This window comes from Roseospira navarrensis (assembly GCF_009601025.1).
GTDB classification, from domain to species: Bacteria; Pseudomonadota; Alphaproteobacteria; order Rhodospirillales; family Rhodospirillaceae; genus Rhodospira; species Rhodospira navarrensis.
On the sequence record NZ_WIVE01000056.1, the window covers coordinates 14,179 to 28,795 of the forward strand.

Annotated in this window: 11 protein-coding genes and 1 pseudogene; 9 read left to right on the forward strand and 3 right to left on the reverse strand. The window is 70.9% G+C overall.

The genetic code is table 11. From position 1 onward, the window contains the following. The first annotated feature begins 6 nt into the window (after positions 1 to 6). The 8 genes from GHC57_RS14880 (at position 7) to GHC57_RS14915 (ending at position 12,491) form a co-directional block, all read left to right on the forward strand. The gene (locus tag GHC57_RS14880) at positions 7 to 2,046 is read left to right on the forward strand and encodes a hydantoinase/oxoprolinase family protein (protein WP_153345654.1); all 2,040 of its coding nucleotides are present in this window, start codon (positions 7 to 9) and stop codon (positions 2,044 to 2,046) included. Positions 2,047 to 2,050: 4 nt separating this feature from the next. Then, the gene (locus GHC57_RS14885) at positions 2,051 to 3,721 is read left to right on the forward strand and encodes a hydantoinase B/oxoprolinase family protein (RefSeq protein ID WP_211369211.1); all 1,671 of its coding nucleotides are present in this window, start codon (positions 2,051 to 2,053) and stop codon (positions 3,719 to 3,721) included. Next, the gene (locus GHC57_RS14890) at positions 3,718 to 4,884 is read left to right on the forward strand and encodes an NAD(P)/FAD-dependent oxidoreductase (protein WP_153345658.1); all 1,167 of its coding nucleotides are present in this window, start codon (positions 3,718 to 3,720) and stop codon (positions 4,882 to 4,884) included. The genes GHC57_RS14885 and GHC57_RS14890 overlap by 4 nt, the downstream gene beginning before the upstream one ends. 53 nt (positions 4,885 to 4,937) lie before the next feature. Continuing rightward, positions 4,938 to 5,708 carry a GntR family transcriptional regulator gene (locus GHC57_RS14895; RefSeq protein ID WP_153345660.1) on the forward strand — a complete coding sequence of 257 codons (771 nt, stop codon included), beginning with the start codon at positions 4,938 to 4,940 and terminating at the stop codon, positions 5,706 to 5,708. A 398-nt stretch (positions 5,709 to 6,106) separates the two neighbouring features. Further along, positions 6,107 to 6,877, forward strand: a complete 771-nt coding sequence (locus tag GHC57_RS14900; RefSeq protein ID WP_153345662.1) for an aspartate/glutamate racemase family protein — start codon at positions 6,107 to 6,109, stop codon at positions 6,875 to 6,877. 96 nt (positions 6,878 to 6,973) lie between these two features. Beyond that, positions 6,974 to 7,981 (forward strand): TRAP transporter substrate-binding protein, encoded by a 1,008-nt coding sequence (locus tag GHC57_RS14905; protein WP_153345664.1) that lies wholly within the window; start codon positions 6,974 to 6,976, stop codon positions 7,979 to 7,981. A gap of 265 nt (positions 7,982 to 8,246) precedes the next feature. Continuing rightward, on the forward strand, positions 8,247 to 9,515 hold the full coding sequence (locus tag GHC57_RS14910) for an aminotransferase class V-fold PLP-dependent enzyme (protein ID WP_153345666.1): 1,269 nt from the start codon (positions 8,247 to 8,249) through the stop codon (positions 9,513 to 9,515). Positions 9,516 to 9,647: 132 nt separating this feature from the next. After that, positions 9,648 to 12,491 carry a PAS domain-containing sensor histidine kinase gene (locus GHC57_RS14915; RefSeq protein WP_153345668.1) on the forward strand — a complete coding sequence of 948 codons (2,844 nt, stop codon included), beginning with the start codon at positions 9,648 to 9,650 and terminating at the stop codon, positions 12,489 to 12,491. A 9-nt stretch (positions 12,492 to 12,500) separates the two neighbouring features. Here GHC57_RS14915 and GHC57_RS14920 read toward each other — a convergent pair whose 3' ends face one another. Together GHC57_RS14920 and GHC57_RS14925 are read right to left on the reverse strand one after the other, a co-directional pair. Further along, positions 12,501 to 12,767, reverse strand: a complete 267-nt coding sequence (locus tag GHC57_RS14920; RefSeq protein WP_153345670.1) for a hypothetical protein — start codon at positions 12,765 to 12,767, stop codon at positions 12,501 to 12,503. Positions 12,768 to 12,832: 65 nt separating this feature from the next. Continuing rightward, a complete protein-coding gene (locus GHC57_RS14925) occupies positions 12,833 to 13,201 on the reverse strand; it encodes a hypothetical protein (RefSeq protein ID WP_153345672.1) in 369 nt (122 codons plus the stop codon). Positions 13,202 to 13,333: 132 nt separating this feature from the next. Between GHC57_RS14925 and GHC57_RS14930 the strand changes: the two genes are divergently transcribed. Further along, the gene (locus GHC57_RS14930) at positions 13,334 to 14,326 is read left to right on the forward strand and encodes a helix-turn-helix transcriptional regulator (protein ID WP_153345674.1); all 993 of its coding nucleotides are present in this window, start codon (positions 13,334 to 13,336) and stop codon (positions 14,324 to 14,326) included. 100 nt (positions 14,327 to 14,426) lie between these two features. Here GHC57_RS14930 and GHC57_RS19600 read toward each other — a convergent pair. Beyond that, positions 14,427 to 14,617, reverse strand: a pseudogene (locus tag GHC57_RS19600) (IS110-like element ISEc32 family transposase); the annotation flags it as partial.

Consider the following 14,617-nt stretch of genomic DNA (forward strand, 5'->3'; position numbering starts at 1 on the left):
CGGACCATGGCCCTGTATGTCGGCATCGACGTCGGCGGCACCTTCACCGACATCGCCGTCCTCGGGGCGGACGGGGCGGTGATGCTGCACAAGGTCGCGTCCACCCCGGACCGGCCCGAACAGGCCCTGCTTCAGGGCCTGCGCGAGGCGTTCGCCGCGCACGGGCGGGCGGCGGCGGACGTGGTCCGGCTCGCCCATGGCACCACGGTGGGCACCAACGCGCTGATCCAGCGCCGCGTGGGCACGCTGGCCCTGGTCACGACCGAGGGCTTCCGCGACCTGCTGGAGATCGGCCGCCAGACCCGGCCGCGCGTCTACAACATCCACCTGGACCGCCCCCCGCCCCTGGTGCCGCGTCGCCGCCGCTTCGAGGTGGCCGAGCGCATCCTGGCCGACGGCTCGGTGCGCACGCCGCTGGATACGGCCGCGCTGCCCGCGATCGCCGAGGCCGTGGCGGCGGCCGGGGCGGACGCCGTGATCGTCTGCTTCCTGAACGCCTACGCCAACCCGGCGCACGAGCGCGCGGCGGCGGAAGGGCTGGCCGCCCATCTGCCGGACACCTGCCGGGTGCTGGCGTCCTCCGATCTGTACCCCGAGTTCCGCGAGTTCGAGCGGTTCTCGACGGCGGTGCTGAACGGCGCGCTGCTGACCGTCATGGGTGACTATCTGGACCGTTTCCGGGCCGGGGTCGCCGCCCTGGGCGTGCCCGTGGCGCCGTACCTGTCGCAAAGCGCGGGCGGGCTGATGACCCTGGACCAGGCGCGCGCGATCCCGATCCGGGCGTCCCTGTCCGGTCCCGCCGCCGGGGTGACGGGCGCGGCGGCCCGCGCCGCCGAGGCCGGGTTCGATCGGGTCATCACCCTGGATGTGGGCGGCACCAGCGCGGACGTGGCCCTCTTGATGGACGGCCGCTGCGCCGAGGTGCAGGACCGCACCCTGGCCGGCTTTCCGCTGCGCATGCCCTCGCTGGACGTCAACGCCGTCGGCGCGGGGGGCGGCTCCATCGCCTGGATCGACCGGGACGGGCTTCTGAAGGTCGGGCCGGACAGCGCCGGTGCGCATCCGGGCCCCGCCTGCTACGGGCAGGGGGCCGAACACGCCACCCTCACCGACGCCAACGTAGTGCTGGGGCGCCTGAATCCCTCCGCGCTGCTGGGTGGGACCATGCCCATCGACGCCGCGCTGTCCCATCGGGCGGTCGCGGCGCTGGCCGGACCGCTCGGCCTTGATGTGGTCGAGACGGCGCTTGGCGTCACCCGCATCGCCTGCGCCGTCATGACCCGGGCGATCCGCACCATCTCGGTGGAGCGCGGCCACGACCCGGCCGGCTTCTGCCTGTTCGCGTTCGGCGGCGCCGGCCCGCTGCATGCGACACAGGTGGCCCGCGACCTGGGCATCCGGACCATCCTGGTGCCGCCGTCTCCCGGCGTGCTGTGCGCCGAGGGCCTGCTTGCCGCCGACCTGCGCGGCGATTTCGTGCGGACGCTGCTGGCCGGGCTCGATGCCGACGGGCTGGCCGCCCTGGCCGGGGCGCGCGATGCCCTGAGGGCGGAGGCCGAAGCGTGGTTCGCGGCCGCCGCCGTGTCGCCCCAAGACCAGCGCTGCGACTGGGTGCTGGAGATGCGCTACCGCAGCCAGAACTTCGAACTGCCCCTGGCCCTCGATCCGGACGCCGAGGCGCGCGACCCGGATGCCCTGGCGGCGCGCTTCCACGCCCTGCACGAGGACACCTACGGCTATCGCATGGCGGGCGAGCCCATCGACCTGGTGAACCTGCGCGTCAAGGCGCTGGGGCTGCTGTCGCGGCCCGCGCCGCTGGCGCCGGGGGCGGGCGGCGACCCCCGGCCGGTGGGCTCGCGCCCCGTGGTGTTCGAGGACGGGACGGCCCGGGACACGCCGGTCTTCCACCGGGACAGCCTGGCGCCGGGCCGGACCCTCGACGGGCCGCTGGTGGTCGAGCAGCTCGACACCACCGTCCTGGTCCATCCCGGTGACCGCGCCCGCGTCGATGCCGCCGGCACCATCGTCATCACCCTGGGAGGCTAGCGCCGTGGCCCTCTCCCCCATCGATATCGAACTGGTGCGCACCGCGCTGGGCAGCGTGGTGGACGAAATGTACGTGGCGCTGATGAAGAGCGCCCACTCTACCAACATCAAGGAGCGCTGCGACCACAGCACCGCCCTGTTCGACCGGCGCGGGCGCGTGGTGGCGCAGGGCGAGAGCCTGCCGCTCCATCTGGCGTCGATGCTGGGGCTGGTCGAGGTGGTGCTGGAGCGCCACGGCCGGGACGGCCTCGGGCCCGGCGACATGTTCATTTCCAACGACCCTTTCGTGGGGCGCGGCTCGCACCTGCCCGACGTGGCCATGGTCATGCCGGTGTTCCACGACGGCCGGCTGGTGCTGTTCGTCGCCAACATCGCCCATCACGCCGACATCGGCGGCATGGTGCCGGGCAGCGTGGCCGGCGGCATGACCGAGATCTTCCAGGAGGGCGTGCGCATCCCCGCCATCCGCATCGTGAAGGACGGCGCGGTGGTCGAGGACGTGCTGGACCTGATCTGCCTGAACGTGCGGGTCCCGCGCGAGCGGCGCGGCGATTATCTGGCGCAGATCGCCGTGAACCGGCTGGGCGCGCGCCGCCTCGCCGAGTTGTTCGCGCGCACGCCCGTCGCCCATGTGGAAGAGGCGGCGGACGCCCTGATCGAGGCCGTGGCGCGCCGCATGCGGGCCGGCATCGCGGCGTTGCCGGACGGCACCTACCGCTTCGAGGACCGGGTGGACGACGACGGCATGGGCACGCGGAACATCCCGGTGTGCGTGACCATCACCGTGGACGGCGAGGCGATCACCCTGGACTTCGCCGGGTCCGGGCCGCAGTGCCGGGGCAACATCAACACCAGCTTCGCCGGGCTTCAGGCGAGCGTTCTGTATGCCCTGAAGGTGCTGGTCGATCCGGACGGCCCCACCAACCACGGCATGGTCGATCCCGTGACCATCCATGCCCCCGAGCGCTCCATCGTCAACGCCGGCTTTCCGGCCGCCACCGCCGCCCGCGCCCAGACCTGCCAGCGGGTGATCGACGTCATTCTGGGGGCGCTGGCCCCGGCCGTGGGGGACCGGGCCGTGGCGGCCTCCAACGGCGCCAACACCACCACCACGTTTTCCGGGGTGGGGCCGGACGGCACCTACTACGTCTACATGGAGACCATCGGCGGCGGCGCCGGCGCGCGCGCCACCAGGGACGGGGTGGACGGCGTGCAGGTCCACATCACCAACACCTCGAACCTGCCCATCGAGGCGCTGGAGCGCGAATACCCCATCCTGATCGAGTGCTACGCCCTGGAGCCGGACACCGGCGGCGCGGGCACCTGGCGGGGCGGCCTCGCGCTGCGCCGCGACTACCGGGCGCTCGGCCACGTGACCACCTTCAGCGCCCAGGGCGAGCGGTTCGACAGCGCGCCGTGGGGCCTGTCGGGCGGCGGCCCGGGCGGGCGCGGCCGGCACCACCTGCGGTTCGACGACGGCCGGGTGGAGGATCTGCCCGCCAAGCCCATCCCCCGTGACGTGCCGCCGGACGCCGTCGTGTCCGTTGTCACGCCGGGCGCGGGCGGCTTCGGCCCGCCCGAGGGCCGCGCGCCGGAAGACCGCGCCGCCGACCTCGCCGACGGCAAGGTGAGCCCCGCCTTTCTCTCTCGCTGGTATCCGGACCCACAGCCATGACCGAGACCTGTGACGTCGTCGTGATCGGGGCCGGCATCGCCGGGGCCAGCACGGCCTATCACCTGAGGGCCGAACACGGCCTGTCCGTGCGCCTGATCGAGCGCGGCGCGGTCGCTTCGGGCGGCACCGGACAGAGCGCCGCCATCATCCGCCAGCACTACTCCAACGCCCTGGCCGCCGGCCTGACCCGCGACAGCATCACCCTGTTCGACGCCATGGAGCAGCGCCACGGCCGCCCGACCGGAGTCCGGCGCACCGGCTATCGGCTGCTGCTCGGCCCCGACATGCTGGAGGGCGCGCGGCGCAACGTGGCCATGATCCAGGGCCTGGGCATCGACACCGAGATCCTGGACGTGGCGGCCCTGGACCTGCCGTGGCTGGAGCCGGACGGCATCGCCGGCGTGGTGTGGGAGCCGGACGGCGGCTACGCCGACCCGGTGCGCGCCACCGAAGCCTTCGTCGCCGCGTTCCAGGAGGCCGGCGGGCTGCTGTTCACCCGGACCCCCGTCCGCACCCTGCTGCGCGAGGGGGATCGCGTCTTCGGCGTCATGACCGAGGCCGGGTCGGTCCACGCCGGCGCCGTGGTGAACGCCGCCGGCCCGTGGGCGGCGCCGCTGGCGCATCAGGCGGGGATCGCGCTCCCGGTCTCCGCCGTGCGCGAGCAGGACACGGTGTGGGAGGCGCGCTCCGGTCGCCCGCTGCCCGATACGCCCGTGTCCAACGGGCTGGAGGCAATCTACCTGCGGCCGCTGGGCGGGCGTCGGTTCGTGGTCGGGCGGGGGTTCCCCAAGGCCTATGAGCCCGCCGATCCCTACAACTACCGGACCACGGCGGACGAGCCGTTCGTGTTCGATGTCCTGGCGCGGCTGGAACGGCGCCTGCCGTCCTTTCAGGGCGCGACGCTGGTTGACTCTTACGCCGCCCTCTACGACGTGACTCCGGACTGGTACCCGTTTGCCGGGCCGCGCCGGGACGTGGCGGGCTATCTGGACTGCAACGGCGGCAGCGGCCACGGCTTCAAGCTGGGGCCGGCTCTGGGCCGTGATCTGGCCGCCTGGATCGCGACCGGGGCGCCTCGGACGCCGGACTTCGCACGCCTGAGTCACGACCGTATTGCGGACGGCCGGGTTTTCACGCAAGCATATGGGGGCAATCGAGGGTAAGGGGGGCCCGGGTTGCCGCCGATGGTCCGTCATCCTCTCCCCGGATTCCCGTCATGACCCTGCCACCAGACGATCCCGACGGCGCGGCCTCAACGGACGCCGAGGCGGTGGCGCCGTCCGCGTCCGGTTCCGACCCGCGCACCGGCTCGCTCGCCGACCGGGCGACCGCCACCCTGCGCGACCGAATCCTTGATCTGACGCTCAAGCCGGGCCGGCGCATCGACGAACGCCATTTGATGGAGCAGTTCGGCATCAGCCGCACACCCGCCCGCGAGGCCATGAACCGGCTGGTGGCCGAGGGACTTGTGCAGATCGAGGCCAACCGGGGGGCGTTCGTCCGCCCCCTGGACGTGGAGGACCTGGCCAACTTCTTCGACATCTATTTCGCGGCCGAGCGCATGTGCGCCCACTTCTGCCGCTTCGACCATCCCGGCTTCGCCGCCGACATGCGCGCCATCCAGGACCGCCACGCGACGGCCGTCGCCGCGCACCGCTTCCTGGACGTCACGCTGGCCAATGCCCAGTTCCACATGCGGATCGCCGAGGCGTCGGAGAACGCCTATCTGATCGAGTTCGCGGGCCGCATTCACAACCTTGCACGGCGGGTCGCGTACTTCGTCTATCATATCGAGGGCGAGGACCTGACCTTTCTGTCCGGCCAGCAGGACCACATCATCAGTGAGCACAGCGAGATCATCGGCTTCATCGCGCATGCCGACCGGCCCGGTCTGATGACGTCGCTGACCGACCACGCGCGGCGCTTCCAGGATCGCCTGTCCCACTGCCTGTCGGGCGCGCGCGGCACCGATTTCAAGCCGCTGTGAGGCAAGCGACAGGCAACGGGTTCAGGGTCACGGGATCGCTCCTGCAGGTCTTTGCAGCGGATCGGAGACCCACGCTCGAGATCCTTCAGCCGCTTCGCGGCTTCAGGATGACATCCTATCATTTTGGTGTGTCATCCCGAGTGAGCGAAGCGAGACGAGGGATCTCGAGAGGCCTGCTCTGACGGTGCGGACCGTGCCGTCATGTGACCCTGAGCCCGTTGCCCCGAGGCAAGCGACACGCGGCTTGCACGACTGTCTGGTATATTGTTAGTATATCTCTCCGGCCGTGAACGCGGCAGACGTGTCACGTCCTGCCGTTGCGTGCTAGGGTGCGACTTGCTCACGGCCTGGTCCGGCACACCGACCGGAAACGGGCGCCGCGAACGGAGGTTTCGACGATGCGCATCCTGGTCATCAACCCCTTCGCGGGCACGGAGTCCCATGCGCACGAAAACCTGGATCTCATCAAGGATCCGGACACGACCTATGAGATCGTCAACCTGACCGGGGACTACCCGCTCGGCAACAATCAGTGGCTCTATTTCAAGCACGCCTGCACCGACCCGACCCTGGAACGGGTGATCCAGGCGGAGCGGGACGGCTACGACGGCGTGTTCATTTCGTGCCAGCTCGACATCGGGCTGTACGAAGCCCGCACGCTGGTGGACATCCCGGTGACGGCCACGCTGGAATCGGCGGCCCTGATCGCGACCATGATGGGCAAGCATGTCGCGTTGCTGTCGGTGGATTCCCAGAACGGCGAGATTCAGCGCACCCTGCTGAAGACCTATGGGCTGGACGCGGCCCTGAAGGCCATCATCCCCATTCACATCGACGCCAACGATCTGCATCCGGGTGTCTGCCAGCCGGATGCGGTCTTCGCGCGCGTCTTCGAGGCCGCCGCCGCCGCCCGCGACCAGCGCTGCGAGGTCATCATTCCCGGCTGCACGCTGTTCGGGGCGTTGCTGACCCACCACCGCGCGCGCGTCGAGGCGGAAATCGGCCTGCCCGTGGTGGACGGCATGGCGGCCGGCTTCAAGCTGGCGGAGATGCGCGCCCGGATGAACCGGGCCGGCGTGCTGCCGGCGGTCTCGCGGGCGGGCTACTTCACCAAGCCGCCCCGGGATCAGTGGTCCATTCTGCGCCGCTTCCAGAACCGGGCGGAGTAGCGGCGCGATCCCCGTCCGACCCACCCGCCCGGATGACCGGGCCGGTCATGACCCCGCCGCCCGCGAGGCGGCGCCGCACGCAGGGAGGTCCGAACCATGAAACTCCGGGACACCAGAGCCCTGGCCATCCTGGGCAGCCTGGGCATCGGCCTGATGCTCGCCCAGCCGGCCGCCGCCGAGACGGTGCTGAAGGCCGGCCACATCAACCAGCCGGACTCGCCGCTCGGCCTCGGCTTCCAGAAGTTCGCCGAGCTGGTGGAGGAGAAGTCGGACGGCGAGATGACCATCCAGGTCTTCCCGGCCTCGCAGCTCGGCCCCATCGACGCCCAGTTCGAGAACCTGACGGCCGGTTCGCAGGACATCATGATCGAGCTGCTGGAGTGGTACCAGCGCTGGGACAAGCGCTTCGGCATCTTCGGCCTGCCCTACATCTGGCGCGACCGCGAGCACATGTCGGCGTTCCTGGCCTCGGACTACTTCCAGGACGACATGTTGCCGGCGATCGAGGAGCGCATCGGCGCCACCTTCCTCGCCGACGAGGTGACCTGGAACTTCATGCTGGACCGCACCCTGCTGTGCAAGGAGCCGGTGTTCACGCCCGCCGACCTGGAGGGCATGAAGCTGCGCATGTTCCAGGCCCGCATTCCCGTGCTGTCGTGGGAGACCCTGGGGGCGAGCGTGCAGATCATCCCCTGGGGCGAGGTCTATACCGCGCTCGCCACCGGCACCGTGGACTGCGTGACCGCCCGGGTCGAGGCGCACTACAACACCAAGCAGACCGAGGTGGCCAAGTACATCACCGAGACCGACGAGTTCTATCAGGTCTACCTGCCGGTCATCAGCAACCGCACCCTGGAGCGGCTGAGCGACGCGCAGGTCGCCATCCTGAAGGAGGCCGCCGCCGAGGCCGGGCACTGGTTCACCGACTACACCCTGTCGCAGAAGGAGGCCTTTGAAGAGCGCGTGCGCGAGGAACACGGCGTGTCGATCATCAACCCGCCGCTGGCCCCCTGGCGCGAGACGATGGCGCCGGCCTACGAGACCTTCGAGGCCGAGGGCGAGATCCCGGCCGGCATGGTCGAGCGCGTGCGGTCGATCGAATAGGCTGGTGCGGCCATGACCCGGGCGTCCGGGTCATGGCCTCCGGCGCGTCTCGTGCGGTGGCCACGGCTGGCGCCCCCGTCTCTCGCGGGGTCGCCGGCCGTGGCCCATTTTTTGTCGTCCGTCCCGCATCCACGCCGCGGTTGACCCCGATCCCGCGTTGGGGCCTGATCCTGGGCCGCGCTCTGGCCTCCCCTTGCGCGGTCATTCACCCCGATCCCGGCCCGCCGGGATCCGGGCCCCTGTCATGCAAAGGATCGCCGACCCGATGTTCCACTCCGTGCCCGGCCTCATGGAGGCCATCCGCGACCGCTTCGCCCATGTCTCGGCCTGCCCGTTCCAGGGCGAGCGGGTGTTCTTCGAGAACGCCGGCGGCGCCCTGACGCTGAAGTCGGTGGTGGAGACGACGGCGCGATTCGCGGCCATCCCCGACAACCAGGGGCGCGACAACGTGGCCGCCCACGCCCTGATGGAGACCATCCGGCAGGCCCGCGCCGACATGGCGGTGTTGTTCAACGCGCCGGGCGGGCAGTTCATCGTGGGGGAGAGTGGCACCGAGCTGCTGTTCCGCCTGATCCGCACCGCCTGCCTGGGCACGCCGGCGGACGGGCGGGTGCTGGGTTCGACCCTGGAGCATCCCGCCTCGCGCAGCGCCTGCGACCGCTATGCGCCGCTGTCCGGCAAGGAACACGTGCTGGTCGCCCACGACTCCGCCGTGGGCTCGGTGGACGCCGAGGCCTATCGGCCCGCCATCACCCCCGACACCCGGGTCGCAACCATCGTCCACACCTCGCCCGTCACCGGCATGGGGGTAGATGTGGCCGCCGTCGCCGCCGCGATCCGCGCCGTCTCGCCCGCGTGCTTCATCATCGTGGACGGCATCCAGCACGCCGCCCACGGCCGGCTGGACCTGGCCGCCTACGGCGTGGATGGCTACGTGATCTCGCCCTACAAGGCGTTCTCGCGCCACGGCTACGGCGTGGCGTGGCTGTCCGACCGGCTGGCGGCGCTGCCCCACGACTCCCTGATGAACGCGCCGGGCGCCCCGTGGGAGCTGGGCACGCGCGACACCGGGGCCTATGCCACCATTTCGGATGTGGTGGCTTATCTGGAGTGGCTGGGTGGTCATTTCACCGAGGAGACGGACCGGCGCGCCCGCATCGTCGCCGCCGGCGAGGCCATCCACGCCCATGAAAAGGTGCTGACCGACGCCATGCTGTACGGCACCGGCAACCTGCCCGGGCTGGCCGACATCCCCGGTGTGCAGGTGGTCGGCGGGATCGAGAACCCGCTGCGCGAGGGGCTGGTCTCGTTCACCCTGGCGGACCGGGCGGCGCCGGACATCGTGGCCGCGCTGAACCGGGCGGGTGTCCGCACCCACACCCGCAAGGCGGATCACTACTCGGGCAACATCCTGGGGCCGCTCGGGCTGGAGTCCTGTGTTCGGGTCTCGGTCTGCCACTACAACACGGAAGACGAGGTGGCCCGGTTCCTGGCCGCCGTGCGGGACGTGGTGACGGCACAGGCACCCCTTTAGAGAAAGGCGGGTCCGGGCACACGAAACGCGGGGTCATATCCCAGTTGCCATACTTGCCGAAGGGCAACCTGGAACCCATGCCGGGCGCATGCTAGCGTGACGAGACTTGGTCGGCACAGGCCCCGTGACCGCATGACAAACGACTTCGTCGATCCCCGGACCCGGCTTCCGCGACCGGGCGCACCCACCCCGACGGAGCGCCGGCAGGCCGGCCCGCCGCCAGAGGGGGCGACGGTCGCCGAGGCGGGGGCCTTGTCGCCGGAGCGCATCGCCACCCTGTCCCCCCTGCTGGAGCAGATGGGCCGTCTGGTCGGCGGCGTGGCCCTGGTGGTGGATCGCCAGGGGCGCCCGCTCGGTCCGGCGCCCGAATCCGTGGCCGAACGGGATGCGCGGCATGCGATTCTGGCCGATCTGGCCCGCCACCTGGAGGCGCAGGACGACACCACGCTTCGAAGCGCGTCCGGCGGGCTGATGGCCTGGGGGACGCGCCTGTCCGCCGACGGCGTGCATCTGGCCAACCTGATGCTGCTGGCCCTCCCCGATGCGCCCCGCCCGCTGGGCGAGGATCACGCCGGGGCCGTGCTGCCGATGATCCGGGCGACGTCGAAAGAGATCGCCCGTCGCCTTCTGGCGGAGATCCAGGCGCGCGATGCCCGCAATATGGTGACGCGCCTGCTGACGCGGGGCACGACCGAGGCCCTTGCCGCCGAAAGCCGCCTGATGCGTATGGCCGCCCAGGTGCCGGGCGTGCTGTACCAGTTCCGCCTGTGGCCGGACGGCCGCATGGCCTTTCCCTATGCCACCGAGGGCATCCGCGACATCTACGGCGTGGCGCCGGCGGCGGTGCGGGACGACGCTCTGCCCGCCGCCGCCGTGATCCATCCGGACGACATCGACCGGGTCATGGAGTCGATCCTCCGGTCCGCCCGGACCCTGACCCTCTGGCACGAACAGTATCGGGTGAACCATCCGACCCGGGGCCTGATCCATGTGGAGGGGCGGTCCCAACCCGAGCCGCTGCCGGACGGCAGCGTGCTGTGGCACGGGCTGATCCTGGACGTGACCGATCGCGTGCTCAAGGACGAGGCCCTGCTGGCCAGCAAGCGCGAAAAGGCGCTGATCCTGGAGAGCATCTCGGATGTGGTGGCCTATTTCACCGGGCCGGACATGCGCATGGTGTGGTCGAATGTCCGGCCGACCCAGGTGTCGGCGCCCACGGTGCAGGATTGGCCCGACAACACCTGCCACCGGCGCTGGTTCGACAGCGACGTCCCCTGTGACGGATGCCCCGTGATCGAGACCTTCCGCACCGGCCAGCCCGCCAGGGCGGATCATACCACGCCCGACGGCCGGCACTGGGCGCTGGGCGCTTCGCCCGTCCGGGACGGCGACGGCACCCTGGTCGGCGTGGTCGAGGTCGCCCGCGAGATCACCGATCAGGTGACGGCAAAGCGCGCGCTGGACCTGGCGGTCGCGGACCTGAAGCGGGCCCAGCGGATCGCCCGGGTCGGCAACTGGCTGTTCGATCCGGCCGTGGGTGTGCCCGAATGGTCGGAGGAGGTCTACCGCCTCTACGAGTGCGATCCGGCCCAGCCGCCGCCCGCGCTGGCGGACTTCGGCCGGTTCTATGGGGGCGCGGACCTGGAGCGGTTCCGCGCCGCCATCTCCGGCGCCGTGCGCGACGGCAAGCCCTATGACATCACCCTGCGCCTGACCCTGCCGGATCGGGCGCCCAAGTGGGTGCGGGCCATCGGCGAGCCGGACCCGGAGCCCGGACCGGCCGGCCATGTGGTGCGCGGGACCATCCAGGACATCACCCAGGTGCGGGCGGCCGAGGACGCGCTGGTGCGCAGCGAGGAAACCTTGCGCCTGGCGCTGGAGGTGGCCGAAGACGGGGTCTGGGACCTCGATGCCCGCACCGGCACGGTGGAATGGAACGCCCGGTACTACGCGATGCTCGGGCTGTCACCGGACATCTTCCGGGCGACCCCCGATGCCTGGATGGGCCTGATCCATCCCGAGGACTGGCCGCGCGTCGAGGCCGCCGCAGAGGCGGCGATGCAGAACGGACGACAGTTCAACATCGAGTACCGCATGCGTCGGGCGGATGGTGCGTGGATCTGGGTCTGGGACCAGGGGCGCCCCGTGGCCCGGGACGCGGACGGCGCCGTGACCCGCATGATCGGGTTGGTCACCGACATCGACGCCCGCAAGCGCCGGGAACTCTCGGCCATCGAGGCCCAGGTCTCGGCCGAGCAGGCCACCCAGGAGAAGTCCCGCTTCATGGCCGCCATGAGCCATGAACTGCGCACGCCCCTGAACGCCATTCTCGGCTTCTCGGAGATGATGAAGGAGGAGATGCTGGGGCGGATCGGCCACCAGTCCTACCGCCAGTACGCCGCGGACATCCACGCCAGCGGCGCCCACCTTGCCAAGCTGATCGACGGGCTGATGGATCTCGCCAAGATCGAGGCCGGGCGGCGCGACCTGACGCTGGAGCGGGTGCAGGTCCCGGCGGTGGCGCAGGCGGCCCTGCACCTTGTGGAACAGACCGCCGCGCGCGCCGGCCTGACCCTGGAGTCGGACCTGGACCCGACTCTGCCGCCCGTGATCGCCGACGATCTGGCGGTGCGGCAGATCCTGTTCAACCTGCTGACCAACGCCATCAAGTACACCCCGCGCGGCGGGCGCGTGACCCTGTCGGCCCGCGCCTACGGCGGCGGCGGGGTGGCGATCGCGGTGGCCGACACCGGCATCGGCATCGCGGACGCCGACCGGAACCGCCTGTTCCACCCGTTCGCCCGGGGCACGTCTGCGGAGCACAGCCGGATCGAGGGCAGCGGTCTGGGCCTCGCCCTGGTGAAGTCTCTTGTGGACCTGCACGGCGGCACGCTGTCGCTGGAAAGCACACCGGGCCAGGGCAGCGTGTTCACCGTGCGTCTGCCGCCCCGGCGGTCCGCCCCGGGGCTGGGGTGACGGCTCGGCTCAATGCACCAGACTTGATCCCGGGCCGGACGTGGGCCGCGCCGATGCGCTCTCGGTCGCCGACGGAGGGGCCTTGACCGACAGACAGGCCGCCTCGGCCGCCGCGATCGCCTGCATCAACGCGTCCAGGCGATGGCCCATCCCGCGCGCGTAGCCGCGCGCGGCCCGCACGCGCAGGTCGGCCAAGGCGAATTGCAGGGCCGCGACATGCTCCTGGGCCGCGCGGGTCAGCGCGGCGGACGAGTCATCGGGGGGCGGGGCTGTCATGGCGGGTCCTCCTGCGCGGGATGGGTGACGGTCCCCATCCTGCCCGACCACCACGCCAGAGTCGGTCACAGCAGGGGGCGCAGGCTCGTCGGGGGCGCGCGAACAAGCGGCTCGAACGCGACCGGCTCTTCGGCCCGGCGCAGGCGCTCGATCAGCGGAATGGCGGCGAAATACGCGGCGAGGTCGGCGCGCCCGCCAGCGTCCGGGTCCTCATGCAGCAGCGGCGACGGCCACAGCCAGACCCCGCGTCGGTCGAACAGAACCACCCTTTGCGTGAAGGGCTCTGATGTGCCATCTTCGGTCACCCACGCGGCGCGCGGGGGGGCATCCCAGCGGGCCAGCAGCAACAGGCCGTCGCGGCGCCCCAGCAACAGGGCGCCGTCGGGCAGCAGCAGAGCGCCGATGGAAGGGCCAAGGGCATTGGCGGCGGGCATGGGCACGGGCTCCCGAAACAGGGGTGGGGTGTCGTTGCGGCCCCGACCAGGTCTTTATACCCCATCCAGCGAGTCAGAAGCGGTCACACATGTTCATTGTTCGTTCTTTTTTGCCGAGGGGGACCCACCGTCATGCGCCATGAGAAGGGCGAGGCTCTTCTGAGGTTGGCTCTCGCCATGCAGGCGGCCCGCGCCGGTCTGACCCTGCGCGACATCGAGGAGCGCTTTGAGGTCGGCCGCCGCACGGCCATGCGCATGCGCGACGCCGTGTTGCGCGTCTTCCCCCAGGCCATCGAGACCGAAGGCGACGATCGCCAGAAGCGCTGGCACATTCCGCCGGGTACGCTCGACCGGCTGGTGGGATCGCTCTCGGCCGATGATCTGGCCGTGCTGCAGTCCGCCGTCCGCCTGATGGAGGACCAGAACCGGGCGGTGGAGGCCGCGCGACTGGCCCAGATCTCGCAGACGCTGCGGGATCTCATGCGGCCCGACCACGCCCGCCGGGTCGAGCCCGACGTGGACGCCCTGCTGGAGGCCGAGGGGCTGGCCTGCCGCCCCGGGCCGCGCCCGAAACTGGACCCCGAGGTTGTCCTTGCCCTGAGGGAGGCCCTCAAGGCCGGTGTGGCGGTCCGCCTGACCTACGGGTCGCGGCGCAACCCGACGCCGACGCCGCGCGTGGTCCACCCCTATGGGGTGCTGCACGGGCATCGGCACTATCTGGTCGGCCATCAGAGCGACCCGCCGGTGGCGGAGAGTCCCCGGCTCTACAGCCTGCCCCGGATCACCGCCATCGAGCCGCTGACCCGCCCTGCCGAGCGCGATCCGGATTTCGACCTCGCCGCGTTCGCGCGCCGGGCGTTCGGCGTCTATCAAGAGGACCCGCAGGACGTGGTCTGGCGGTTCACGCCGCAGGCCGCCGAAGAGGCCAAACGCTTCACCTTCCACCCCGACCAGACGCATGAGGACGCGCCGGACGGTTCGCTGATCGTGCGCTTCCGCGCCGGGGGCCTGCTGGAGATGGCGTGGCACCTCTACACCTGGGGCGACGGCGTGGAGGTGCTGGCCCCGCCGGGCCTGGCCGAGATGGTCAATCCCCACCGCCGCGCCTGGGACGCGATGCCTTAGGCGGGTTCGATCCCCATCCCTGTCACAGACCCGCGCTCGAGATCCTTCGGTCGCTTCGCTCCCTCAGGATGACCCACTTTTCATAGAGATTGTCATCAACTCAGTTTGTGGCGGGTTCGGGCTGAGGCCGGAGGACCGCGTTTGCGATGGTGACGAGCTTTCTGGCAACGGCGAGGAGTGCGCCTTTTGGTGTCTTTTTGTTTCCGATAAGCCGTTCGTAGAAGGCCTTGAGGTCGGGGTTGTATCGCACGGCGGAGAGCGCGGCCATGAAGAGCTTGGATCGCAAGGCGC